At 65.8% G+C, this 24,275-nt stretch carries 29 protein-coding genes, 1 tRNA gene and 1 pseudogene; 28 read left to right on the top strand and 3 right to left on the bottom strand.

Going from position 1 to position 24,275, the window contains the following annotated elements:
- Positions 1 to 2: 2 nt before the first annotated feature.
- The 16 genes from BPET_RS00705 to BPET_RS00630 all read left to right on the top strand — a co-directional run bounded on the left by BPET_RS00705 (position 3) and on the right by BPET_RS00630 (position 10,756).
- Positions 3 to 248, top strand: a complete 246-nt coding sequence (locus tag BPET_RS00705; protein WP_012247169.1) for a BolA family protein — start codon at positions 3 to 5, stop codon at positions 246 to 248.
- Entirely contained in the window at positions 248 to 1,516 is a 1,269-nt protein-coding gene (murA, locus tag BPET_RS00700; protein WP_012247168.1) for a UDP-N-acetylglucosamine 1-carboxyvinyltransferase, read from the top strand. The genes BPET_RS00705 and murA overlap by 1 nt, the downstream gene beginning before the upstream one ends.
- Positions 1,513 to 2,193 carry an ATP phosphoribosyltransferase gene (gene hisG, locus BPET_RS00695; RefSeq protein WP_012247167.1) on the top strand — a complete coding sequence of 227 codons (681 nt, stop codon included), beginning with the start codon at positions 1,513 to 1,515 and terminating at the stop codon, positions 2,191 to 2,193. Before murA ends, hisG begins: the two co-directional genes overlap by 4 nt.
- 105 nt (positions 2,194 to 2,298) lie before the next feature.
- Positions 2,299 to 3,606, top strand: a complete 1,308-nt coding sequence (hisD, locus tag BPET_RS00690) for a histidinol dehydrogenase (protein WP_012247166.1) — start codon at positions 2,299 to 2,301, stop codon at positions 3,604 to 3,606.
- Entirely contained in the window at positions 3,603 to 4,703 is a 1,101-nt protein-coding gene (gene hisC / locus BPET_RS00685; protein WP_012247165.1) for a histidinol-phosphate transaminase, read from the top strand. Before hisD ends, hisC begins: the two co-directional genes overlap by 4 nt.
- Positions 4,704 to 4,718: 15 nt before the next feature.
- A complete protein-coding gene (hisB, locus tag BPET_RS00680; RefSeq protein WP_012247164.1) occupies positions 4,719 to 5,306 on the top strand; it encodes an imidazoleglycerol-phosphate dehydratase HisB in 588 nt (195 codons plus the stop codon).
- A 21-nt stretch (positions 5,307 to 5,327) separates the two neighbouring features.
- Positions 5,328 to 5,981, top strand: coding sequence for an imidazole glycerol phosphate synthase subunit HisH (gene hisH, locus BPET_RS00675; RefSeq protein WP_012247163.1), 654 nt, complete (start codon positions 5,328 to 5,330; stop codon positions 5,979 to 5,981).
- Positions 5,982 to 6,045: 64 nt separating this feature from the next.
- Complete coding sequence (gene hisA, locus BPET_RS00670; RefSeq protein WP_012247162.1) at positions 6,046 to 6,786, top strand: 1-(5-phosphoribosyl)-5-[(5-phosphoribosylamino)methylideneamino]imidazole-4-carboxamide isomerase; 741 nt, start codon at positions 6,046 to 6,048, stop codon at positions 6,784 to 6,786.
- A complete protein-coding gene (hisF, locus tag BPET_RS00665) occupies positions 6,783 to 7,610 on the top strand; it encodes an imidazole glycerol phosphate synthase subunit HisF (RefSeq protein ID WP_012247161.1) in 828 nt (275 codons plus the stop codon). The genes hisA and hisF overlap by 4 nt, the downstream gene beginning before the upstream one ends.
- A gap of 9 nt (positions 7,611 to 7,619) precedes the next feature.
- A complete protein-coding gene (hisI, locus tag BPET_RS00660; protein WP_012247160.1) occupies positions 7,620 to 8,024 on the top strand; it encodes a phosphoribosyl-AMP cyclohydrolase in 405 nt (134 codons plus the stop codon).
- Positions 8,021 to 8,371, top strand: a complete 351-nt coding sequence (locus BPET_RS00655) for a phosphoribosyl-ATP diphosphatase (protein WP_012247159.1) — start codon at positions 8,021 to 8,023, stop codon at positions 8,369 to 8,371. Before hisI ends, BPET_RS00655 begins: the two co-directional genes overlap by 4 nt.
- A 13-nt stretch (positions 8,372 to 8,384) precedes the next feature.
- A complete protein-coding gene (locus tag BPET_RS00650; protein WP_012247158.1) occupies positions 8,385 to 8,753 on the top strand; it encodes a histidine triad nucleotide-binding protein in 369 nt (122 codons plus the stop codon).
- A gap of 18 nt (positions 8,754 to 8,771) precedes the next feature.
- The gene (gene tatA, locus BPET_RS00645) at positions 8,772 to 8,999 is read left to right on the top strand and encodes a Sec-independent protein translocase subunit TatA (protein ID WP_012247157.1); all 228 of its coding nucleotides are present in this window, start codon (positions 8,772 to 8,774) and stop codon (positions 8,997 to 8,999) included.
- A gap of 77 nt (positions 9,000 to 9,076) precedes the next feature.
- Positions 9,077 to 9,508, top strand: a complete 432-nt coding sequence (tatB, locus tag BPET_RS00640; protein WP_012247156.1) for a Sec-independent protein translocase protein TatB — start codon at positions 9,077 to 9,079, stop codon at positions 9,506 to 9,508.
- A complete protein-coding gene (gene tatC / locus BPET_RS00635; RefSeq protein WP_012247155.1) occupies positions 9,505 to 10,308 on the top strand; it encodes a twin-arginine translocase subunit TatC in 804 nt (267 codons plus the stop codon). The genes tatB and tatC overlap by 4 nt, the downstream gene beginning before the upstream one ends.
- Before the next feature lie 97 nt (positions 10,309 to 10,405).
- A complete protein-coding gene (locus BPET_RS00630) occupies positions 10,406 to 10,756 on the top strand; it encodes a helix-turn-helix domain-containing protein (RefSeq protein WP_012247154.1) in 351 nt (116 codons plus the stop codon).
- A gap of 42 nt (positions 10,757 to 10,798) precedes the next feature.
- Here BPET_RS00630 and BPET_RS00625 read toward each other — a convergent pair whose 3' ends face one another.
- Positions 10,799 to 11,947 (bottom strand): S1C family serine protease, encoded by a 1,149-nt coding sequence (locus BPET_RS00625; RefSeq protein ID WP_012247153.1) that lies wholly within the window; start codon positions 11,945 to 11,947, stop codon positions 10,799 to 10,801.
- A 19-nt stretch (positions 11,948 to 11,966) separates the two neighbouring features.
- On the opposite strand from BPET_RS00625, the gene BPET_RS00620 reads away from it, so the two are divergent.
- Positions 11,967 to 12,743, top strand: a complete 777-nt coding sequence (locus BPET_RS00620; RefSeq protein WP_012247152.1) for a Nif3-like dinuclear metal center hexameric protein — start codon at positions 11,967 to 11,969, stop codon at positions 12,741 to 12,743.
- A 22-nt stretch (positions 12,744 to 12,765) separates the two neighbouring features.
- On the opposite strand, the gene mscL is transcribed toward BPET_RS00620, so the two are convergent.
- Positions 12,766 to 13,212, bottom strand: a complete 447-nt coding sequence (mscL, locus tag BPET_RS00615; RefSeq protein ID WP_012247151.1) for a large conductance mechanosensitive channel protein MscL — start codon at positions 13,210 to 13,212, stop codon at positions 12,766 to 12,768.
- Between the two features lie 136 nt (positions 13,213 to 13,348).
- Here mscL and petA point away from each other — a divergent pair, with 136 nt between their 5' ends.
- The 6 genes from petA to BPET_RS00585 all read left to right on the top strand — a co-directional run bounded on the left by petA (position 13,349) and on the right by BPET_RS00585 (position 17,683).
- Positions 13,349 to 13,990, top strand: a complete 642-nt coding sequence (petA, locus tag BPET_RS00610) for a ubiquinol-cytochrome c reductase iron-sulfur subunit (protein ID WP_012247150.1) — start codon at positions 13,349 to 13,351, stop codon at positions 13,988 to 13,990.
- A 64-nt stretch (positions 13,991 to 14,054) separates the two neighbouring features.
- On the top strand, positions 14,055 to 15,443 hold the full coding sequence (locus tag BPET_RS00605) for a cytochrome b (protein ID WP_012247149.1): 1,389 nt from the start codon (positions 14,055 to 14,057) through the stop codon (positions 15,441 to 15,443).
- 19 nt (positions 15,444 to 15,462) lie between these two features.
- Positions 15,463 to 16,317 (top strand): cytochrome c1, encoded by an 855-nt coding sequence (locus BPET_RS00600; protein ID WP_012247148.1) that lies wholly within the window; start codon positions 15,463 to 15,465, stop codon positions 16,315 to 16,317.
- Between the two features lie 143 nt (positions 16,318 to 16,460).
- Positions 16,461 to 17,072, top strand: a complete 612-nt coding sequence (locus tag BPET_RS00595) for a glutathione S-transferase N-terminal domain-containing protein (RefSeq protein ID WP_012247147.1) — start codon at positions 16,461 to 16,463, stop codon at positions 17,070 to 17,072.
- An 18-nt stretch (positions 17,073 to 17,090) separates the two neighbouring features.
- Complete coding sequence (locus tag BPET_RS00590) at positions 17,091 to 17,534, top strand: ClpXP protease specificity-enhancing factor (RefSeq protein WP_012247146.1); 444 nt, start codon at positions 17,091 to 17,093, stop codon at positions 17,532 to 17,534.
- 73 nt (positions 17,535 to 17,607) lie between these two features.
- Positions 17,608 to 17,683: transfer RNA gene (locus tag BPET_RS00585), tRNA-Thr, on the top strand.
- On the opposite strand, the gene BPET_RS00580 is transcribed toward BPET_RS00585, so the two are convergent.
- Positions 17,684 to 18,436, bottom strand: a complete 753-nt coding sequence (locus tag BPET_RS00580) for a sulfite exporter TauE/SafE family protein (protein WP_012247145.1) — start codon at positions 18,434 to 18,436, stop codon at positions 17,684 to 17,686. It lies immediately after the preceding tRNA gene.
- A 228-nt stretch (positions 18,437 to 18,664) separates the two neighbouring features.
- Between BPET_RS00580 and BPET_RS00575 the strand changes: the two genes are divergently transcribed.
- The 5 genes and pseudogenes from BPET_RS00575 to BPET_RS00555 all read left to right on the top strand — a co-directional run bounded on the left by BPET_RS00575 (position 18,665) and on the right by BPET_RS00555 (position 24,274).
- A complete protein-coding gene (locus BPET_RS00575; RefSeq protein ID WP_012247144.1) occupies positions 18,665 to 18,859 on the top strand; it encodes a hypothetical protein in 195 nt (64 codons plus the stop codon).
- Between the two features lie 34 nt (positions 18,860 to 18,893).
- Positions 18,894 to 19,768: pseudogene (locus BPET_RS00570) on the top strand (isocitrate lyase/PEP mutase family protein).
- A gap of 481 nt (positions 19,769 to 20,249) precedes the next feature.
- A complete protein-coding gene (locus BPET_RS00565) occupies positions 20,250 to 20,768 on the top strand; it encodes a fimbrial protein (protein ID WP_151208923.1) in 519 nt (172 codons plus the stop codon).
- 108 nt (positions 20,769 to 20,876) lie between these two features.
- A complete protein-coding gene (locus BPET_RS00560; RefSeq protein WP_012247141.1) occupies positions 20,877 to 21,620 on the top strand; it encodes a fimbrial biogenesis chaperone in 744 nt (247 codons plus the stop codon).
- Positions 21,621 to 21,643: 23 nt separating this feature from the next.
- The gene (locus BPET_RS00555) at positions 21,644 to 24,274 is read left to right on the top strand and encodes a fimbria/pilus outer membrane usher protein (RefSeq protein WP_012247140.1); all 2,631 of its coding nucleotides are present in this window, start codon (positions 21,644 to 21,646) and stop codon (positions 24,272 to 24,274) included.
- Position 24,275 lies beyond the last annotated feature (1 nt).

Here is a 24,275-nt window from a genome sequence, read left to right as displayed (position 1 = left end):
CCATGCTACCCACCCCCGAGCAGGTCCGCCAATACATCGCCGACAACCTGCCCTGCGAACATCTGGACGTGCAGGGCGACGGCTCGCACTTCGACGCGGTGATCGTCAGCCCCGCCTTCGAGGGCAAGCGCCTGATCGCGCGGCACCAGCTGGTGTACGCCGCGCTGGGCGAACGCATGAAGGCTGAAATCCACGCGCTGTCCATGCGCACGATGACCCCCGAAGAATACGCCAAGGCAGGCAACTGATGGACAAGCTACGCATTACCGGCGGCGCGCAGTTGCGCGGCGAAGTCACCATCTCGGGGGCCAAGAACTCGGCCCTGCCCATCCTGTGCGCCGGCCTGCTCACCGCCGACCCGCTGGTCCTGGCCAACGTGCCCGACCTGAACGACACCTCTACCATGCTGCGCCTGCTGGGCCGCATGGGCGTGCGCGCCGAGCGCGGGGCCGACGGCATCGTCACCGTGCAGGCCAGCCAGGTCGACAATCTCGAAGCCCCCTACGATCTGGTCAAGACCATGCGCGCGTCCATCCTGGTGCTGGGGCCGCTGCTGGCGCGCTTCGGCCAGGCTCGCGTCAGCCTGCCGGGCGGCTGCACCATCGGCCAGCGCCCGGTCGACCAGCACATCAAGGGCATGGCGGCGCTGGGCGCGGACATCCGCATCGAGCATGGCTTCGTGGTGGCGCAGGCCGCGCGCCTGAAGGGCGCCTCCATCCGCACCGACATGGTCACGGTCACGGGCACCGAAAACCTACTCATGGCCGCCGTGCTGGCCGAGGGCCAGACGGTGCTCGAAAACGCCGCGCGCGAACCTGAAATCGTCGACCTGGCCGAACTGCTCATCAAGATGGGCGCCCGCATCCAGGGCCATGGCACCGACCGCATCGTCATCGACGGCGTGGCCAGCCTGCACGGCGCCGAGCACAGCGTCATACCCGACCGCATCGAGGCCGGCACGTTCCTTTGCGCCGTCGGCGCGGCCGGCGGCGACATCACGCTGCGCAACGCCGCCCCCGACACCCTGGGCGCCACGCTCGACAAGCTGATCGAGGCCGGCCTCACCATCGAAACCGGCCCCGACTGGATTCGCGGCGCCATGCAGGGCCGGCCTCGCGCCGTGGGCGCCCGCACGCACGAATATCCGGGCTTCGCCACCGACATGCAAGCCCAGCTGATGGCGCTCGACACCGTGGCGCAGGGCACCGCGGTCATCGTCGAGAACATCTTCGAGAACCGCTACATGCACGTGCAGGAACTGCGCCGCATGGGCGCCGACATCGACATCGACGGCCATACCGCCGTGGTGCGCGGCGTGCCGCGCTTGTCGGGCGCCGCGGTCATGGCCACCGACCTGCGCGCCTCGGCCAGCCTGGTCATCGCCGGCCTGGCCGCCGAAGGCCAGACCCAGGTCGACCGCATCTATCACCTCGACCGCGGCTACGACCGAATGGAAGTCAAGCTGCGCGCCCTGGGCGCCAACATCCAGCGCCTGACCGGCAAGGAACCCGCATGAGCTCCACACCTGCCGCGCCCATCACCCTGGCGTTGTCCAAGGGCCGCATTTTCGAAGAAACCCTGCCGCTGTTGGCCGAAGCCGGCATCGAAGTCGCCGAGAACCCCGAAAAGTCGCGCAAGCTGATCCTGCCCACCAGCGATCCGGCCCTGCGGCTGATCATCGTGCGCGCCTCCGACGTGCCCACCTATGTGCAGTACGGCGCGGCCGACCTGGGCATCGCCGGCAAAGACGTCCTGATCGAGCACGCCGCCCAGCATCCGGGCGGCCTGTACCAGCCCATCGACCTCGACATCGCCAAGTGCCGGCTGTGCGTGGCCGTGCGCAACGGCTTCGATTACCAGGCCGCGGTGCACCAGGGCGCGCGCCTGCGCGTGGCCACCAAGTACGTCCAGTCCGCCCGCGAGCACTTCGCCGCCAAGGGCGTGTACGTCGACATCATCAAGCTGTACGGCTCGATGGAACTGGCCCCGCTGGTCGGGCTGGCCGACTGCATCGTCGACCTGGTGTCGTCGGGTGGCACGCTACGCGCCAACGACCTGGTCGCCGTAGAAGACATCATGGCCATCTCGTCGCGCCTGATCGTCAACCAGGCCTCGCTCAAGACCCGCGGCGCGCGCCTGCAGCCCCTGCTGCAGGCGTTCCAGCGGGCCGCCCAAGGAACCGCCGCCAGCTGACGCGGCCACCGGCGGGCCGCGCCCGCTACACTATGTCTTTGCCTGCGGCGGCGGCCACCCGCAATAACGCCGTCGCGGGTGTGTTTTCCGCTCTTCCGTGACGCCATGGCCGCCCTGATCAACCGCCTCGACTCCCGCCAGCCGGATTTTGCTTCCGCGCTGTCCAAACTGCTGGCCTTCGAGGCCGCCGAAGACGAATCCATCGACCGCGCCGCCGCCGGCATCCTGGCCGACGTGCGTAGCCGCGGCGACGCCGCGCTGCTCGAATACACCCAACGCTTCGACCGCGTGGCCGCCGCCACCGCCGAAGCGCTCGAAATCCCCAAGGCCGACTGGCATGCCGCCCTGGCCGCCTTGCCGGCCGCGCAGCGCAACGCGCTGGAAACCGCCGCCGACCGCGTGCGCGCCTACCACGAGCACCAGCGCGGCGAAACCTGGACCTACACCGACTCCGAAGGCAACCTGCTGGGCCAGCAGATCACGCCGCTCGACCGGGTGGGCCTGTACGTGCCCGGCGGCAAGGCAGCCTATCCGTCGTCGGTGCTGATGAACGCCATTCCGGCCAAGGTGGCCGGGGTGCCGGAACTGGTCATGGTCACGCCCACGCCCGACGGCGCGCGCAACCCCATCGTGCTGGCGGCCGCCGCCATTGCCGGGGTCGACCGCGCCTTCGCCATCGGCGGGGCGCAGGCCATCGGCGCGCTGGCCTATGGCACGGCCACCGTGCCGGCGGTGGACAAAATCGTCGGGCCGGGCAACGCCTACGTGGCCGCGGCCAAGCGCCGCGTATTCGGCACCGTGGGCATCGACATGATCGCCGGCCCCAGCGAAATCCTGGTCATCTGCGACGGCAAGACGCCGGCCGACTGGATCGCCATGGACCTGTTCTCCCAGGCCGAGCACGACGAGCTGGCGCAGTCCATCCTGCTGTGCCCCGACGCCGCCTTCATCGATGAAGTCGAGGCCGCCATCGCCCGCCTGCTGCCCACCATGCCGCGCGCCGACATCCTGCGCGTCAGCCTGGCCAACCGTGGCGCCCTGATCCTGGTGCGCGACCTCGAAGAAGCCTGCGCCATCGCCAACGACATCGCCCCCGAGCACCTGGAAATCTCCACCGAGCAGCCCGAACACTGGACTGCCCGCATCCGCCACGCGGGCGCCATCTTCATGGGCCGCTTCAGTTCCGAATCGCTGGGCGACTACTGTGCCGGCCCCAACCACGTGCTGCCCACGTCGCGCACGGCGCGGTTCTCGTCGCCCTTGGGCGTCTACGACTTCCAGAAGCGCTCCAGCCTGATCCAGGTGTCGCGCCAGGGCGCGCAGACGCTCGGCCGCATTGCCGCCGAACTGGCCCTGGGCGAAGGCTTGCCGGCACACGCCGCCAGCGCGCAATACCGGCTGGACACTCAATGAACGCCGCCAACCCGGCCGACCGCATCACCGCGACCGTCCGGGCCGACATCCGCGTACTGACCGCCTACCCGGTGCCGCCGGCGGCGGACGGCATCAAGCTCGATGCCATGGAATGCCCCTACGCGCTGCCCGATGCCGTGCGCGACGACATCGCCCGCGCAGTGCGCGAAACGGCGCTCAACCGCTACCCTCCGGGCGACCCCACCGCCCTGGCCAATGAGGTCCGGCAGGCTTTCGGCATTCCGCCGCAGGCCGGCCTGCTGTTCGGCAACGGGTCGGACGAGCTCATCCACCTGATCGTGCAGGCCTGTTGCCAGCCGGGCGACACGGTGCTGTCGCCGTGGCCGTCGTTTGTGTATTTCGACATGGCGGCGCGCTTCGACCACGCCCGCTTCGTGGGCGTGCCGCTCACGGCCGACCTGCAACTCGACTTGCCCGCCATGCTGCAGGCCATTGCGCAACATCGCCCCAAGGTGGTGTTCCTGGCGCTGCCCAACAATCCCACCGGGGGGCTGTGGCCCGACGCCGCCGTGCAGGCCATACTGGACGCGGCCCCGGGCCTGGTGGTGCTGGACGAGGCCTACCAGCCCTTTGCCGGGCACTCCTGGATGCCGCGCCTGCCCGAACTGCCCCACGCCGTGGTGCTGCGCACCGTGTCCAAAATAGGCCTGGCCGGCCTGCGCTTCGGCTATCTGGCGGGCCACCCCGACTGGATCGCCGAGTTCGACAAGGTGCGCCCGCCATACAACCTGAACGTACTGACGCAGGCCGCGCTGCGCGCCGTGCTGCGCCACAAGCCGGTGCTCGACGGCCAGGCCGCGCGGCTGCGCGCCGACCGCGAACCCCTGGCCGACAGCCTGGCAGCCCTGCCGGGGGTCACGGTGTACCGCAGCGCCGCCAACTTCGTACTTGCGCGCTTTTCCGGCAAGCCGGGCGGCAACGCCGTGCATCTTGCGCTGAAAACGCGCAAAATACTGGTCAAGAACGTTGCCGGCGCGCACCCCCTGCTGGCCGATTGCCTGCGCATCTCGGTGGGCACGCCCGACGAAAACCGCGCGCTGCTAAGCGCCCTGCAAGATATCCTCAGCTCCAATTAGGCTCGCCTTCCTTTTATGCGTACCGCCGAAATCACCCGCAACACCAACGAAACGCGCATCCGCGTGGCCGTCAATCTCGACGGCACCGGCAAGCAGACGCTCGACACCGGCGTGCCGTTCCTCGACCACATGCTCGACCAGATCGCGCGGCATGGCCTCATCGACCTCGACATCAAGGCCGAGGGCGACCTGCACATCGACGCCCACCACACGGTGGAAGACGTCGGCATCACGCTGGGCATGGCCATCGCCAAGGCAGTCGGCGACAAGGCCGGCCTGCGCCGCTACGGGCACGCCTACGTGCCGCTCGACGAAGCCCTGTCGCGCGTGGTCATCGATTTCTCCGGCCGCCCCGGCCTCGAATATCACATCCCGTTCACGCGCGCGCGCATTGGCGACTTCGATGTCGACCTCACCCGTGAATTCTTCCAGGGCCTGGTCAACCATGCCCTGGTCACCCTGCACATCGACAATCTGCGCGGCGTCAACGCCCACCACCAATGCGAAACGGTCTTCAAGGCCTTCGGCCGCGCGCTGCGCATGGCCCTGGAGCTCGATCCCCGCATGGGCGGCGCGGTGCCGTCCACCAAAGGCGTCCTGTAACACCCCGCCAGGCAGATTCCCGTGACCACTATCGCCATCGTCGACTACGGAATGGGCAATTTCCATTCCGTGGCCCGGGCGCTGCGCTTTGCCGCGCCCGATGCCGACATCCGCATCTGCAACCGCGCCGCCGACATCGACGCGGCCGACCGCGTCGTATTTCCCGGTCAGGGCGCCATGCCCGACTGCATGCGCACCCTGAACGAATCCGGCCTGCGCGAAGCCGTAGTGCGCGCCGCGCGCGCCAAGCCGCTGCTGGGCGTGTGCGTGGGCGAACAAATGCTGTTCGAGGCCAGCGAAGAGGGCGACACCCCCTGCCTGGGCCTGTTCCCCGGCAAGGTGCGCCGCTTCGCGGGCGCCCAGTTCGCCGGCGACGACCTCGCCCAGAACGGGGCCGAACGGCTCAAGGTGCCCCACATGGGCTGGAACCAAGTCCGCCAGACGCGCTCTCATGCCTTGTGGGACGGCATTCCCGACCATACGCATTTTTATTTCGTGCACAGCTACTATGCCGCGCCGGCCGATCCCGCCCTTACCGTAGGGGAAACCGACTACGGCGTTACATTTACGTGCGCCGTGGCAGCCGCTAACATTTTCGCGGTGCAGTTCCACCCCGAGAAAAGCGCGGCCCACGGTTTGCGCCTGTACCGCAATTTTGTAGACTGGAACCCATAGCCGCCCCCGTACGAGCTTCGGCCGGCATTTTCTCAACCGATTTTTTCAACGCTCGCTATCCACCATGCTGCTGATCCCCGCCATCGATCTCAAAGACGGGCGCTGCGTACGCCTGCGCCAGGGAGACCTCGACGAGGCAACGGTATTCTCTGAAGACCCCGCCGCCATGGCCACCCACTGGCTCGACCTGGGCGCGCGCCGCCTGCACCTGGTCGACCTGAACGGCGCCGTGGCGGGCAAGCCCAAGAACGACGCGCCCATCAAGGCCATCCTCGACGCCGTCGGCGACGACATTCCGGTCCAGATCGGCGGTGGCATCCGCGATCTCGACACCATCGAGTCCTATCTCGACGCCGGCATCTCGTACGTCATCATCGGCACGGCCGCGGTCAAGAACCCCGGCTTCCTGCAAGATGCCTGCGGCGCCTTTCCCGGCCACATCATCGTCGGCCTGGACGCGCGCGACGGCAAGATCGCCACCGACGGCTGGAGCAAGCTCACCCGCCACGACGTGCTCGACCTGGCCAAGAAGTTCGAAGACTACGGCTGCGAGGCCATCATCTACACCGACATCAGCCGCGACGGCATGCTGTCGGGCGTGAATGTCGACGCCACCGTGCGGCTGGCGCAGCACGTGCGCATCCCCGTATACGCCTCCGGCGGCATCGCCGGCCTGTCCGACATCGAAGCGCTGTGCGCGGTCGAAGAAGAAGGCGTCGAAGGCGCCATCCTGGGCCGCAGCATCTACGAAGGCGCGCTCGACTTCCAAGCCGCCCAGGCCCGCGCCGACGAACTCACCCAATGAACGCCGCCACCACGCAAGGCGCCGCGGAGCAGGGCACAGGCGCCGCCACGGCGCTCACCCGCCGCATCATTCCCTGTCTCGACGTCACGGCCGGCCGGGTGGTCAAGGGCGTCAACTTCGTCAACCTGGCCGATGCCGGCGATCCGGTCGAAATCGCCCGCCGCTACGATGAACAGGGCGCCGACGAGCTCACCTTCCTCGACATCACCGCCACCAGCGACGGCCGCGACCTGATCCTGCCCATCATCGAGCAGGTGGCCTCGCAGGTATTCATTCCCCTTACCGTGGGCGGCGGGGTGCGCCAGGTGTCCGACATCCAGCGCCTGCTCAACGCCGGCGCCGACAAAATCAGCATCAACAGCGCCGCCGTGGCCAACCCCGAACTGGTGCGCGCGGCCGCCGACTATCACGGCTCGCAATGCATCGTGGTGGCCATCGACGCGCGCCGCGTGTCACAGCCGGACGAGCCGGCGCGCTGGGAAGTCTTCACCCATGGCGGACGCAAGCCCACCGGCCTTGACGCCGTGCAATGGGCCAGCCGCATGGCCGCCTACGGCGCCGGCGAAATCCTGCTCACCAGCATGGACCGCGACGGCACCAAGGCCGGCTTCGACCTCGAACTCACCCGCGCGGTATCCGACGCCGTGCCGGTGCCGGTCATCGCCTCGGGCGGCGTGGGCAGCCTGCAGCACCTGGCCGACGGGGTTACCACCGGGCGCGCCAGCGCCGTGCTGGCCGCCAGCATCTTCCACTTCGGCCAGCATACCGTGCGCGAATGCAAGGCGTTCATGGCAAAGCAAGGCATCGCCGTCAGACTGGATTAGACTGTTCCCATGAATACCGACCCCGCCTGGATGGCCGACGTCGCCTTCGACGACAACGGCCTGATACCCGCCATCGCGCAAGACGCCGAAAACGGCCAGATCCTGATGGTTGCCTGGATGAACCGCGAAGCCCTGGCCGAAACCGCCGCCACCGGCCGCGCGGTGTATTGGTCGCGCTCGCGCCAGCGCCTGTGGCGCAAGGGCGAAGAATCGGGTCACACGCAAACCGTGCACGACCTGCGCCTGGACTGCGACGGCGACGTCGTGCTGCTCAAGGTGCACCAGGAAGGCGGCATCGCCTGCCACACCGGCCGCGCCAGCTGCTTCTTCCGGCGCCTCGAAGGTCCGGCCGGCAGCGCGTCGTGGGTCACCGTCGACCCCGTGCTGAAAGACCCGGAACACATCTACAAATGAGCACCGCCGCCCCTTCCACCACCGATACGCTGGCCCGCCTGGCCGACACCCTGGCCACCCGCCGCCCCGACCGCGGCGGCGACCCGCAAAGCTCGTACACGGCCAGGCTGCTGGCCAAGGGACCCGACGCATTCCTGAAAAAGATCGGCGAAGAAGCCACCGAGCTGGTCATGGCCGCCAAAGACGGCGTGCCCGAACGCATCGTCAGCGAAACCGCCGACCTATGGTTTCATTGCCTCGTCACCTTGACTCACTACAATCTGCGGCCCGAAGACGTGCTGGCCGAACTGGCACGCCGGGAAGGCCTGTCGGGCCTGGAAGAAAAAGCACGGCGCCCCGCATCCTGAGCACGGAACCCCTATGAGCGACAACTGTATCTTCTGCAAGATCGCCCGCGGCGAAATTCCCTCGAAAAAGGTCCACGAAGACGAAGAATTCGTGGCCTTCCACGACATCAACCCGGCCGCGCCGGTGCACTTGCTGCTGATTCCGCGGCGCCACGTTGTCTCGCTGCAAGACATCGGCCCCGAAGACGCCGGCTGGTTGGGTAGAATGGTTACTTTGGCATCCCGCCTGGCGGCCGACAACGGTTGCCGTCCGGGACCGGAAGGGGGCTTTCGCCTGATGGCCAATTCCGGCGTCGAAGGCGGCCAGGAAGTCCCCCACCTGCATTTCCATATCATCGGCGGTCAGCGTCCCTGGAAAGGGCGCATGGCTCCCAACGCATAATCACGGAGAACCGTCATCATGGGTAGCTTCAGCATTTGGCACTGGTTGATCGTCCTGGTCATCGTTGCCTTGGTATTCGGCACCAAGAAACTGCGCAACATCGGCAGCGATCTCGGCGGCGCCGTCAAAGGCTTCAAAGAAGGCATGAAAGACGCCAACAGCGACAAGCCGGCCGAACAGGTCACGCAACAGAAAGTCGCCGACGACACCATCGACGTCCAGGCCAAAGAAAAAACCAACTCCTGATTTTTCCGGCGTGCCCCCCTCCCGCAGCAATGCCGCCGGGCATTGCTTGCGTGCCTTTTTGAGCGAGCAGATGTCGCATGTTTGATGTCAGTTTCACTGAGCTGATGGTAATCGGCGTCATCGCGCTGATCGTCATCGGGCCCGAACGGCTGCCCAAGGTCGCGCGCACCGTCGGGCACCTGCTCGGCCGCGCGCAGCGCTACGTCAACGACGTCAAAAGCGACATCCAACGCGAAATCGAGATCGACGAACTGCGCAAGTTCAAAAGCGAAATGGACGAAGCCGCCAACAGCGTGCAATCGTCGCTGCGCGACACCGAAAACACGCTGCGCAACGATCTGAACGACACGGCCCGCGAAGCCCGGCAGGCCGTCTCGGGCAGCCCGGCCGCCGAGCCGGCCGAGCCCGCCCCGCCTGTGGCCGATGCGCCGCAGGCCGTGCAAGCTCCCGAGGCCCCCGCCGCGCCGGCACAGCCCGCCGACCAACCGAAAACCGGTGCCACCCCGTGACCCAGGACGCCAAGCCCGACGAGCTGGACCAGGAACAGCCGCAAGAAACCTTCATTTCGCACCTGGTCGAGCTGCGCAGCCGCCTCATGAAGGCCGCCGTGGCCGTGCTCGGCATTTTCGTGGTGCTGTTCATCTATCCCGGCGCTTCGGTCATCTACGACGTCCTGGCCCAGCCGATGCTCGCCTCGCTGCCTGAAGGCACCCGCATGATCGCCACCGGCGTCATCACGCCGTTCATGGTGCCGGTCAAGGTCACCCTGATGGCCGCCTTCGTGGTTGCGCTGCCGGTCGTGCTGTACCAGGCGTGGGCGTTCGTGGCGCCAGGCCTCTACCGGCACGAAAAACGCCTGGCCCTGCCGCTCATCGTGTCCAGCACGCTGCTGTTCATCCTGGGCATGGCGTTCTGCTATTTCTTCGTGTTCCGCACCGTTTTCCACTTCATTGCGACCTTCGCGCCGCAATCCATCACGCCGGCGCCCGACATCGAAGCCTATCTCAGCTTCGTCATGACCATGTTCATGGCTTTCGGCATCACCTTCGAAGTCCCGGTCGCGGTGGTGCTGCTCGTCAAGACCGGCATCGTCGAGCTTTCCAAGCTACGCAGCGCGCGCGGCTACGTGGTGGTGGGCGCCTTCATCATCGCGGCGGTGGTCACGCCGCCCGACGTGGTCAGCCAGTTCATGCTGGCCGTGCCGCTGGTGCTGCTGTACGAAGTGGGCCTGATCTGCGCGCGCATGGTCACCCCCGAAAAGAAAGACCATGACGCCGACGCGGCCAGCGGCCTGACCGAGCACCACTGACACGGCCGCACCGCCCCCCGGGCCGGCATGATCAAGCGCAATGAACCCCGCCCGGCGACTCTTGCCGGGCGCTGGCCGGTGCCCGTAAATTGTCGGCATGACACTCGCACACCGCCTGCGCGCCCGTATGCAGTGGCGTGGCATCAAAAGCCAGAATCAACTGGCACGCATATCGGGGGTGCCGCAATCTTCCATTCATCGCATCCTGACCCGCGATGAAACCTATTCGCCTACCCGCAGCACCCTGCAGCGGCTGGCCATGGCGCTCGACACCACGGTACCCTGGCTGACCGACGGCATCGAGGGCGCCGCGCCCGGCGCCGTGCCTGCGCGCGCCGCGCCTTCAGACGGCTACACCGCCGAACTACAGGCCCTGATGAGCAAGCTGCCCACCGACACCCGAAAAAAAATCGTGGCCGTCGTCCGCCTCATCGCCAACGACGCCTGAACAAAAAATCCACCCCGAAGCGCCATGCGCTGCGGGATCCGATTAGCGCGGCCGAGCCGGCCGCGTGCCCGCCACTACCGTCACATCGCGCGCCTTGCCGCCGCGCAGGATGCCCAACGAGGCCTTTTCGCCGGGCGGCAGTGCCGCGGTCAGCCGCAGCATCGACACCGTATCCAGCACCGGCGCGCCGTTCACGGTTTGCACGATGTCGCCCACGCGCAGGCCGGCCTTGCCGGCCGGACCGTCGCGCATCACGCCGGCGATCACCACGCCGTGCGTGTCGGCCGGCAGCCCGAAGGCCCGCGCCAGTTCCGGCGTAATGTCCTGCGGCTCGATGCCCAGCCAGCCGCGCCGCACCGAGCCGGTCTTGACGATGTCGTCCATGACCTTGCGCGCGGCATCGATCGGAATGGCGAACCCAATGCCGAGCGAGCCGCCCGACTCGGAATAAATGGCGGTGTTGATGCCCACCAGGTTGCCCTGTGCGTCGATCAGCGCGCCCCCGGAATTGCCCGGATTGATGGCCGCGTCGGTCTGGATGAAGTTCTCGTAGGTATTGATGCCCAGCCCGTTGCGGCCCAGCGCCGAAACAATGCCTTGCGTGGTGGTCTGCCCCACGCCGAACGGGTTGCCGATAGCCAGCACCACGTCGCCCACGCGCAGGTTGCGATCGGCCGCCAGCGCCGCCACGGGCAGCGGCCGGGTGCCGGCATCCAGCTTCAGCACCGCCAGATCGGTGTCGGGGTCGGCCCCCACCACCTTGGCGCTGCCGCGCCGGCCGTCCGCCAGGGCGACCTCGATGGCGTCAGCCGCCTCGACCACGTGGTAATTGGTCAGCACATAGCCTTCGCCGCTGACGATGACCCCCGAACCCAGGCTGGTGGACGATTCACGCCGGCTCAGGCCCGGCACCTGGCCGAACAGCTGGCGCAGCACCGGGTCGTCGGGCAGTGGCACCAACGGCACATTGACGTGCTTGGACGTGAAAACGTTGACCACCGCCGGCGCCGCCTTCGCCACCGCCGCCGCATACGACGACTCGCCGGGCACCCGCGCGCCGCCCGGCACGGGGGCCGCGCCCGGCGCCGAGGCCGACAGGCGCAGCCAGTCCGGCCGCAGGGTAGTCACCACGAATAAAATGGCCAGACACACCGTGACGGCCTGAGCGAATATCAGCCAATAGCGACGCATGATCCTGACAAGGTAGGCAATGAAAACGATCGACACCCGCGAACTGGCGGCCTGGCTGGACGCCACGCTGCAAGCGCCGCGATTCAAAGATTACTGTCCCAACGGCCTGCAAGTAGAGGGCAAGCCGCGTGTAGGCCACATTATCACCGGCGTCACCGCATCCGAGGCGCTGCTGCGCGCGGCCATCGAACGCGGCGCCGACGCCGTGCTGGTGCACCACGGCTGGTTCTGGAAAAACGAAGACCCGCGCGTGCGCGGCCCGCGCCGCACCCGCCTTGCCGTGACGCTGGCGCACGACCTGAACCTGTTCGCCTATCACTTGCCGCTGGACGCCCACCCGCAATGGGGCAACAACGCCCAGCTGGCGCGCGTGCTGGGCCTGGAACCCGAATTCGACGCGACCGGCGCGCCCCTGACCTGCGGCCCCGACAACCTGATCTGGCTGGGCACGGCCCCGGGCCTGGATACCCTCGACGCATTGGCCGAGCGCGTGCGGCAGCGCCTGGGGCGCGCGCCGCTGGTCGTGGGCGAGCCGGGCCGCCCGTTGGCACGAGTGGCCTGGTGTACCGGCGCGGCGCAGGGCATGCTGGCCGACGCCGTGCAGGCGGGCGCCGACGCCTACATTACCGGCGAAGCGTCCGAACCCACCGTGCACCTGGCCCGCGAAACCGGCACCGGCTTCATCGGCGCCGGGCACCACGCCACCGAACGCTACGGCGTGCAGGCGCTGGGCCAGGCCGTGGCGCAGCAGTTCGGCATACGGGTCGAGTTCGTCGACATCGACAACCCGGTGTAGGCCCGGCACCGCGCGCGGCGCGCTATTTCTTGAGCAGGTCGCGGATTTCGCGCAGCACCACCACGTCTTCGGGCGGGGCGGCGGGCTCGGCCGGCGCTTCCTCTTCTTTGCGGCGCGCCGCATTGATGGCCTTGACGATGATGAACACCACCAGGGCCAGCAAGATAAAGTTGATAAGAATAGTCAGGAAATTGCCCCACGCCAGCACGATCGCGCCCGCCTTGGTCAGGTCAGCGTAGGTCATGGGGCCGGCGTAGCCGTCGGGCGCCGACAGCACCAGGAACTTGTTGGAGAAATCCACCGAGCCCCCGAGGATGTAATTCACAAGTGGCATGATGAGGTCTTTCACGACGGAATCCACGATCTTGCCGAACGCGGCCCCGATGATCACGCCAACAGCCAGGTCTATCGCGTTGCCCTTAACGGCGAAATCGCGAAATTCCTTGAGAAAACCAGATGCTTTGCTCATGAATGCTCCCTACGTCGTTCGCCCGAACTGGGCAGGCGCTATAATACGCGGTTGCTATGTTGTTACATATCTCCGCAAAACGGATGCAGCAAGCCTGATGCTACGGTAGTGCGGGCGCATCAACAAGGATAGGAAGATGAGTCAGGATACGCTGGTGCATGACGATGACGGTGCGGTTGATCCCAACCTCCCGCCGGATCCTTCGCGCCGTTTCTGGGTAACGACCGCCTGTGCGGTGGGCGGTGTCGCCGGTGTGGCCACTGCCGTCCCGTTTGTCAGCACTTTCGCCCCCTCTGAAAAGGCCCGCGCCGCCGGCGCCCCCGTCGAAGTCGACGTCGCCGACCTGGCTCCCGGCCAGATGCGCACCGTCGAATGGCGCGGCAAGCCGGTCTGGATCATTCATCGGTCGCAAGACCAACTGGCCGGCATCAAGAGCCAGGATCCGTACCTGGCCGACCCCAACTCCGACCGCCCCGGCTTCACCCCCGAATACGCCAAGAACGAATACCGCTCGCGCAAACCCGAGCTGTTCGTGTGCGTGGGTATCTGCACGCACCTGGGCTGCTCGCCCACCGCGCACTTCGAAAGCGGCGGCGGCGGCGGTCTGCCGTCTTCCTGGGAAGGCGGCTTCCTGTGCCCCTGCCACGGCTCCACCTTCGACCTGGCCGGTCGCGTGTACAAGAACAAGCCCGCGCCCGACAACCTCGAAGTCCCGCCGTACCAATACCTGAGCGACACCCGCATCATCGTCGGGGTTGACGAAGACAACAAGGCCTGACGCGCGCAACGCGTCACCTTTCCCCGACCTTAGCAAAATACGCCTCGTATAGAAGGAGCCATTGATGGCTGGCGAAAAAACCGTCGAGACAACAGGCCTGCTGGGCTGGCTGGACCGGCGCTTCCCGGTAACCTCTACCTGGAAGGCGCACCTGTCCGAGTACTACGCGCCCAAGAATTTCAACTTCTGGTACTTCTTCGGATCCCTGGCCCTGCTGGTGCTGGTCATCCAGATCGTTACCGGCATCTTCCTGGTCATGCACTACAAGCCCGACGCCGAACGCGCGTTCCTGTCGGTCGAGTACATCATGCGTGAAGTGCCGTGGGGCTGGCTGGTGCGCTACATGCACTCCACCGGCGCCTCGATGTTCTTCGTGGTGGTCTACCTGCACATGCTGCGCGGCCTGTTCTACGGCTCGTACCGCAAGCCGCGCGAGCTGGTCTGGATCTTCGGCGTGGCCATCTTCCTGTGCCTGATGGGCGAAGCCTTCTTCGGCTACCTGCTGCCCTGGGGTCAGATGTCCTACTGGGGCGCCCAGGTCATCGTGAACCTGTTCTCGGCCATTCCGTTCATCGGCCCCGAGCTGTCCATCTGGATCCGCGGCGACTACGTCGTGTCCGATGCCACGCTGAACCGCTTCTTCTCGTTCCACGTCATCGCCATCCCGCTGGTCCTGATCGGCCTGGTGGCCGCCCACATCGTGGCGCTGCACGAAGTCGGCTCGAACAACCCCGACGGCGTCGAGATCAAGCAAGGCCCGAAAGACAAGCACGGCCGCCCGATAGACGGCATTCCGTTCCACCCGTTCTACACCGTGCACGACATCATGGGCGTGGCGGGCTTCCTGATCGTTTTCGCGGCCATCGTGTTCTTTGGCCCGGAAATGGGTGGGTACTTCCTGGAATACAACAACTTCATTCCGGCCGACCCCCTCAAGACGCCTCCGCACATCGCACCGGTGTGGTACTTCACGCCGTTCTATTCCATGCTGCGCGCCACCACCAACGAATTCACGTGGGTGCTGGCCGGTGCTGCCGTCCTGGGCGCCATCGCGCTGCTGGTCAAGAGCAACCTGAAAGGCTTCCTGCGCATCGCGGTGCCGGGCCTGCTGATCGTGGTCGCCGTGCTGCTGCGCGTCATCGACGCCAAGTTCTGGGGCGTGGTGGCCATGGGCGGCGCGGTCGTCATCCTGTTCTTCCTGCCGTGGCTCGACCACTCGCCGGTCAAGTCGATCCGCTACCGTCCGTCGTGGCACAAGTGGTTCTACGGCATCTTCATCGTCAACTTCCTGGTGCTGGGCTTCCTGGGCACGCAGCCGCCCAACGACGCGTACAACCTCATGTCGCAAATCGGCACGCTGATCTACCTGGGCTTCTTCTTCCTGATGCCCGTCTGGAGCCGCCTGGGAACGTTCAAGCCGGTCCCCGACCGCGTAACGTTCCATGCCCACTGAGCCACGTACCCATATCGGAATGACCATGATCAAGAAGCTGATTGGCGCCGTCGCGTTCACCCTTGCGTGTACGGCCGCGTACGCCTCCGAGGGCGGCTACCCCCTGGACGCCGCCCCCAACCGCGTCAACGACGTCGCCGCCCTGCAGAACGGCGCCAAACTGTTCGTCAACTACTGCCTGAACTGCCATAGCGCGTCCGCCATGCGCTACAACAAGCTGCAGGACATCGGCCTGACCGACGAGCAAATCAAGGAAAACCTGTTGTTCACCGGCGAAAAGGTGGGCGACCTGATGCACGTGGCCATGCGTCCCGAAGACGCCAAGCGCTGGTTCGGCACCACCCCGCCCGACCTGTCCGTGATCGCCCGCGCCAAGTCCATCAACGCCGGCCCTTCGGGCGCCGACTACATCTACACCTACCTGCGCACGTTCTACCGTGACACGGCGCGCGCCACCGGCTGGAACAACCTGGTGTTCCCCAACGTCGGCATGCCGCACGTGCTGTGGGAACTGCAAGGCCCGCGTGAGCTCACCACGGTCGCCATGCACCAGGTCGAAGGCAAAGACGGCGCCACGAGCTGGGAACGCGTCACCACCACGTACGACCCGCAGGGCTATGCCGCCGTCAAGACCGAACCGGTCGCCGATTTCCACGGCCACGCCTCGCTCGAAGCCAAGTTCAAGGCCCTGGACCCGGCCAAGGCGGCGGCCTACGATAACGACGTGGCCGACCTGACGGCGTTCCTGGCCTGGATGGCCGAGCCCGGCCAATTGTTCCGCAAGCAACTCGGCGTGTGGGTGCTGCTGTTCCTGGGCCTGTTCCTGGTCGTGGCCTGGCGCCTGAATGCCTCTTTCTGGAAGCACGTGCGCTGATTTTCCGCCCCGCCAGGTTGCCGGCCCCGGCCGGCAACATCAACCCGATAGGGCGGCACGCCTGCCCCACCCTGGCAATCGGGGCCAGCGTTTGCTAGATTAGCAGCGCTGGCCTTTCGCTTTTCATACAAGGACTTACCGCCATGATGGTGCTCTATTCCGGAACCACCTGCCCCTTTTCGCAACGCTGCCGCTTCGTGCTGTTCGAAAAAGGCATGGATTTCGAAATCCGCGACATCGACCTGTACAACAAGCCCGAAGACATCTCGGTGATGAACCCGTACGGTCAGGTGCCCATCCTGGTCGAGCGCGACCTGGTGCTGTACGAATCGAACATCATCAACGAATACATCGACGAGCGCTTCCCGCATCCCCAACTGATGCCGGCCGACCCGGTCATGCGCGCCCGCACCCGCCTGTTCCTGTACAACTTCGAAAAAGAGCTGTTCGTCCACGTTTCCACGCTGGAAGACCGCAGCGCCAAACCCGACGAAAAGAAGCTGGCCACCGCTCGCCAGAACATTCGCGACCGGCTGGCCCAACTGGCGCCGCTGCTGCTCAAGAACAAATACATGCTGGGCGACGAATTCTCGATGCTTGACGTGGCCGTGGCCCCGCTGCTGTGGCGCCTGGACCACTACGGCATCGAACTGCCCAAGAACGCCGCGCCGCTGCAAAAGTACGCCGAACGCATCTTCTCGCGTCCCGCCTACATCGAGGCCCTGACGCCGTCCGAAAAAGTGATGCGTCGCTAAGCGCGAGGGTTGTCCAATATGGGTGAAACTTCCACCAAGCCGTATCTGCTGCGCGCACTGCACGAATGGTGCACCGATAACGGCTATACGCCGTACATCACCGTGCAGGTCGACGAGCACACCCTGGTGCCCGTCGCCCATGTGCGCGACGGCCAGATCACCCTGAACGTGGGCACGCTGGCCACCAACAAGCTGGTGCTGGGCAACGAATTCATCGAATTCCAGGCCCGTTTCAGCGGCGTCACCGAAAACGTGTCGGTGCCGGTGGCAGCGGTCAGCGCCATCTACGCGCGTGAAACCGGCGCCGGCATGGGTTTCGAAGTCCAGCCCTACGAAGCCCCCCGTCGCGAAGACGCCGCCGTCGATCCGTCCGCCGCCGAAACCGCTGGCGAAGCCTCCACGCCCTCTGACGATGGCGGCGACGACGAACCCAAGCGCCCGCACCTGACCATCGTCAAGTAAGGGCCGGGCAGGCGCCCGCTTTTATTTACAATACAGTCCCCCGCCCGCCACGCCTTGCCGTGGCGGCGCATTCGCCGGTGTAGCTCAGTTGGTAGAGCAGCTCACTTGTAATGAGAAGGTCGAGGGTTCGATTCCTTTCACCGGCACCATCAACGCGCAAAAGCCTGCCAAAGCATATGCAGGCTGACGGCGGTCATCACGATCTTAAAGCCTAGCCGGAAGGTAGCCTCGGGCAGGTTGTCCAGGGTGCGCGTGCCTACCCAGGTGCCTGCCAGGCCGCTGGCGATCATGGCCGCGATCAGTGGGGCCCACTGCGCATAGGCGAAGCCCAGCGTGCCGAAAACCAGGATCTTCATGCCGTGCTGGATCACCATGCACGCCGCGTGCGTGGCCACCAGCGGCTGCTTGATCAGGCCCGTGCGGGCCAGCAGCGCGGCAACAAGCGGGCCGGTGGCGCCCACCAGCATGGTGCAGAAGCTGGAGATGGCCCCGCCCAGCACGAAATAGGTCTTGCCATGGCGTTGTGCCGTGGCGCTGGGCTTCTTGCGATACACCGACCACAAAATGAACAGCGCCAGCGTTCCCTTGGCCAGGGCGTCGGGAATGCTGATCACCACCGAGGCGCCCAGCGCGATGCCCGCGAGGCTGCCCAGCGCGAACCACAGCAGCACCGGCGTCACCAGGTGGCGGCGCTGGATGATGACGCGCCCGCTGTTCGAGCCCATTTGCACCACGCCATGCACCGGCAGCACGCTGGTCACCGGCAGGCCCAGGCTCAGCACCGCCAGCATGGCCACGCCTCCACCCAGGCCCATGGCGGCCGTCAGCGCCGAGGTCAGAAAGCTGGTGATCACCAGAACGGCGGCAAAAACGGTCGTGATATCGGGCGGAACGAAGGACATGGTGCTCTCGGATGAACGGACGGCAGTGTAGCGCGGCCGGGTCGGGGCACTGCTGAATTTCGTTCCTAAGTGATCTGATCCGCGGCCGATAGATGCCTGGATGCATCACTCCTATCATCGATGCGTCGGGACCGGCAGCCGGCAGGCAGCCCCGTAGGCCTTAGCGAAGGACCAGCAAGGGTGGACGATCTGGAAACTTAGAAGAAGCCGGCGCGCGAGCATCGCAGCGTGACCCAGGAGTTGGCAGCCTTCATCGCCGGGATCGAGCCCGGTGCCTTGCGCCAACCCGATTTGCGCGAAAAACTGCAGAATGTCGGCGTCACGACGATCAACGAGGGCCCCGCACAGGCTGGCGAATTGCTGATGAGCGAGGCCGCCCGCTGGCACAAGCTGATTACCGCCGCCAAGATCCGACTCGAATGACGCGGCATCAACGCATTCTATGAAGGAGGCCCCGATGGGCAAATCGACAAAGCAAGTATTGCGTGAAAAAGTGGCCCGGCGCGACGGCCTGATCGTGGCCGGGGCATTCAATGCCATGAGCGCCAAGGTGGTCGCCGACCAGGGGTTCGAGGCCGTATACCTGACCGGAGCCGGGCTCACCAATATGCATTACGGCGTGCCAGACCTGGGCATCATCGGGCTGCGCGACGTGGCCGACGCCACCCTGCGCATTCGCGAGGCGGTGCCCGAGCTGCCGCTGATCGTCGACATCGACACGGGGTTCGGCAACGCGGTCAACGCCTGGCACACCGTGCGCGCCCTGGAGCGCGCGGGCGCTGACGCTGTCCAGATCGAAGACCAGGTGTTCCCGAAGCGCTGCGGCCACTTCGCCGGCAAGGCCGTGGCGCCGCTGTCGGAAATGCTCGACAAGATCCGCGCGGCCACCGACGCGCGCACCGACCCTGACTTCCAGATCATCGCGCGCACGGATGCCCGCGCGGTGGAAGGTTTCGACGCAACCATCGAGCGCGCCCGGCAATTCGCCGAAGCTGGGGCCGACGTCCTGTTCGTCGAAGCCATGACCTCGCTGGACGAAATCCGCCAGATTCCCCAGTTGCTGAAACACCCCTTGCTGATCAATATCGTGGTCGGGGGCAAAACACCCACGCTTACCGCCCGGGAACTGGGCGACATGGGCTACAGCCTGGTGCTGTATGCCAACGCGGCGCTGCAAGCGCGGTGCTGGGCATGCAGAAAGCCCTGTCCACCCTCAAGCGCGACGGCAAGCTAGATGAAGACCCCGCGCTGCTGGCCCCCTTCAACGAGCGCCAACGGCTGGTCGACAAACCCCTGTACGACGAACTAGAGAAACGCTACGCCGAGCGCTGATCGGCGTTTGGCCTGACTTAGCCTAAGTTCTTCGCCGCGCCCCGGACGGCTGCCGCCAGGCAGTCATCCGGGGTTTTTTTGCGCCCGTGATTTCACGCGATCTCACATTAAGACTCTTGATAAACCATTTCACTCCTCGAATTATTTTCTGTTTTGAAATACGGATGGCTTATTCCAAATAAATATTCATTATTAATCGATATTTATCATTTTTAATAATCTCTACGTCAGAAGAAATATAACGAATGAAAATTGACTTTTCTTGACGGGAAAAAACGTAGCTATTTGTTTTAGCGCAGATATTCTGTGCGCGAGCCTGTCATGCGCGGTTTGATTCGGCATTGTTCATTTGAAGTAGGGCATTAATTTGCAAGGCTCATTTCGATTTATACGAATATTTGCCGATATTACGACGCCTACCGCCATCCCTCCATTGCCCGCTTCTGTTTATTTATTCAGGAAATTCTTTATGAACTCGAGCATGGCTTTTATTTTGAAGCGGACCGCCCTGGGTCTGGCTCTGGCGGGTGCGCTGCCGATGGCGGCGCAGGCGGCCTCCGGCACGGTTGAATTCCAAGGCGAAATCATCCAGTCGACTTGCGACGTGACCACCGCGACCAAAGACCAGACCGTCGTGATCGGTACCTATCCGACCACGCTGTTCAAGAACGTGGGCGATGTTTCCGCCTCGAAGGGCTTCACCATCGGCCTGGAAAACTGCGTTCCCGGCGACTACACCATCCGCTTCGACGGCCAGGCCCCCGCCGGCCAGCCGGAACTGCTTGCCGTCAACGTGGCCACAGGCGTGGGTATCGAAATCCTGGACAACAACGACAAGGTGTTCCCGTTGAACCAGGACATCACCGACCCGGCCATCGTCAGCGTCGCCGCCGACGGCACCGCCACGGTCAACCTGAAGGCCCGCTACAAGTCGTTCGAGCAGACCGTCGGCGCAGGCGAAGCCAACGCCACCTCGACCTTCTCGATCGAGTATCGCTGATCCATGGGCAGCAACACCGGCCAGCGCAGCATCTGGCCGGCATGCCCGGCCCGCCGCGCGGCGACCCCGCGCCGCCGCACGGCGGGCCTTACAAGAAAAAGCTTTGTCATGAATATCTACTCGCATCCCCTTCGCCGCGGCGCTGCGTGGTTCAAGCGGCTGGCTGCTGGCATCGCGCTTGGCCTGGCGGCCCATGGCGGCGCGCAGGCGGCCATTCACGTGCAGGCCACCCGGGTGATCTACAACGGCAAGTCGGCTTCGGCTTCCGTGGCCATCTCGAACAACAGCACCTTGCCTTATATGGTGCAGACGTGGCTGGACAAGGGCGATCCGACGGCCATGCCGGACAACCTGCCCATGGCGATTACGCCGCCGTTGATGCGATTGTCCCCGGGTGAAGAGGCCCTGGTGCGCACCATCTACGCCGGCCAGGGGCTGCCGGCCGACCGTGAATCGCTGTTCTGGATCAACATCCAGGAAATTCCGCCCAGCGCCGAAGCTTCCAATGCCCTGCAGGTGGCGATCCGCACGCGCATCAAGCTGTTCTACCGGCCGGCGCAGCTCAAGACCACCCTGGACGAGGCGGCCCGTGCACTGCAGTGGCGCATCAGCGGCCAGACGCTGCAGGTGACCAACCCCAGTCCGCTGCACATCACGTTTTCCCATATCCAGGGCCGCGATGCCGGCGGCGGCGCGAAGAATATCGACGCCGACATGATCGCGCCGGGGCAGACCCTGAACGTGCCGCTTCGGCAACTGAACCTGGCCAGCGGCGCCGCGTCACTGCGCTTTGGCTACATCAATGACTACGGCGGCATCTCGGAAGTCGCGAGCGCGCCGTTGCAGCACTGACGGGCCCCGAAGGGGCGAATACCATGAACACCTTGCTGAACCGATTCCGCGCAGCGACGCGGCGAGGGGCTGCTTTGCCGCGGCTGGCGCCGCTGGCCGCCGCCCTGTACGCCCTGTGCGGCAGCCTGCCCGCCGTTGCCCAGCCGGAGTTCAACCTGGACTTCCTGCGCGGCAGCGCACGCGAGGCGGACGTCTCGGCCCTGGCCAGCCCCGGAGCCATTCTGCCCGGCACCTACCCGTTCAGCGTATACCTGAACGGCATCGAGACCGCGCGTGAAGATATCGTGTTCACCAAGGCGGCGACGGGGCGGGTCGAGCCTTGCCTGAGCCGCTCGCAGCTGACCGCCTGGGGCGTGTTGCTGCCCGACGCGCAGGACGACGGCGCGCCGGCCGCCTGCGTGGATCTGGCGGCCGCGATCCCCGATGCGCATGCCAGCTATAACGGCAACCAGCAGCGCCTGGACCTGAGCGTGCCGCAGCGCTACCTGGTGGCGGTGCCGCGCGGCTATATCGCGCCGTCGCTGCGCGACCAGGGCATTACCGCAGCATTCCTGAACTACAACCTGAGCGGCACGCACAACCACCAGAAGCAGTACGGCAATTCAGATTACTTCTTTGCGTCGTTCAACAGCGGCCTCAACCTGGGAGCCTGGCGCCTGCGCCACAACGCGACCGTCAGCCATGAAAGCCGTGGCGACGGCACGCACTGGCAAAACCAGAACACCTGGCTGGAACGCGATCTGCAGTCCATTCGCAGCCGCGTGCTGCTTGGCGACGGCTACACCAGCAACAACGTCTTCGACAGCGTGCAGTTCCGCGGCGCGCAGCTGGCCAGCGACGACGAAATGCTGCCCTACAGCCAGCGCAGCTACGCGCCGGTGGTGCGCGGGGTGGCGGCCAGCAACGCGCGGGTCGAAATCCGCCAGGACGGCAACCTGATCTACGCGGTCAATGTGGCGCCCGGCCCGTTTCTCATCAACGACATCGTGCCCAACCGCTTGAGCGGCGACCTGGAAGTCTCGGTGATCGAGGCCGACGGCACGGTGCAGCGCTACCGACAGGCGTTCTCGGCCGTGGAAACCATGCTGCGTCCCGGCCTGTGGCGCTACGAACTGAATGCCGGCGAGCTACGCAACGGCAACTTAAGCTACCGCCCAGTCTTTCTGCAGGGCACCGTTGCGCGCGGCCTGGAAAGCAACACCACGCCGTACGGCGGCCTGCTGCTGGCCGAGCACTACGCGGCGGCCTCGGTGGGGGTGGCGCAGAGCCTGGGCGAATTCGGTTCTGTGTCGGTCGACGTGACGGCCGCGCGCACCAAATTGGCCAGCGGCGACACCAAGACCGGTCAGAGCTACCGTTTTCTGTATGCCAAGTCGCTCAACGAGTGGGGCACGGAGTTCCGACTGGTGGGCCACCGCTATTCGACTTCGGGATACTACGACTTCAGCGATGCCGCCGCCGAGCGCGACCGCTGGCGCAATGGCTATTACGACGCCACCTACTGGGACCCGCGCGAAACCTTCGACGGCACGCCGGGCTGGGCGTCGTCGCGCGAACGGCACGCCATCAGCAACACCTACTACAACAAGCGCAACCGCCTGGAAGTGGCCGTCAACCAGCAATTGCCGGGCAACATGTCGCTGTACGCCAGCTACAACAACCAGACGTACTGGGGCTCGAAAGACAAGGAACGCAACATCCAGATTGGCCTGAACGGCCGCGTGAAGTCGGTGAGCTATGGCCTGTTCGTGCGCGATACGCGCAGCCAGTACGGCTACAGCGACCGCATGGTGGGCCTGAACATATCGATTCCGCTGGGCCGCCCGGAAAGCTCGCGCATCAGCTCCAACTCGTCGTACACGCATTCGCGCGAATCGGGCAGCAGCTACCGCACCGGCGTCAGCGGCGTGGCGCTGGACGACAACCGTCTGGCCTACGGCGTGAACGTGGGCCATTCAGATGGAGCCGGCACGTCCGGAGCCGCCAATGTGGACTACCAGGGCAGCAAAGCCGCCGTGAGCGCCGGCGTCACGTCCTCGGAACAGTACAGCCAGTTCAACTGGGGCCTGCGCGGTGGCGTGCTGGCGCACGGCGGCGGCGTGACGCTGAGCCAGCCGCTGCAACGCACCGCCGTGCTGGTGCATGCGCCCGACGGCGCCGGTATCGGCGTCGAGAACCAGTCCGGCGTGCGCGTCGACGACAACGGCTACGCGGTGGTCTCGGGCATGAGCCCCTACCGCTTCAATCGCGTGGCGTTGCGCACCGACGACCTGGGCGGCGATATCGATGCCAGCAAGGTCAGCGCCAACGTGGTGCCCACTCGCGGAGCCATCGTGCAGGTGGATTTCGACACCCGCCGCGGCGACAGCTTGCTGATCAGCAGCAGCCGGCCTGACGGCAAGCAGATTCCCCTGGGCGCCAACGTGTTCAACGCCGAAGGGCTCAATCGCGGCGTGGCGGGTCCGCAGGGCCAGATCTTCGTCAGCGGCGTGCAGCCGCGGGAAGTGCTGTCGGTGCAATGGGGCGACGCGCCCGGCGACCGCTGCCTGCTGGACCTGGGCCAACTGCCCGCCACCCAGGATGATGCGCCCGCCGCGGGTTACCGGCGCGTCGATCTGCAATGCCGCCCCGACGGGCGGCCACAAGGAAGCTAGT

Source organism: Bordetella petrii (genome assembly GCF_000067205.1).
Classification (GTDB): Bacteria; Pseudomonadota; Gammaproteobacteria; order Burkholderiales; family Burkholderiaceae_B; genus Bordetella_A; species Bordetella_A petrii.
Note: the sequence above shows the minus strand (reverse complement) of the source record. Positions and strands in the feature narration are given on the sequence as shown.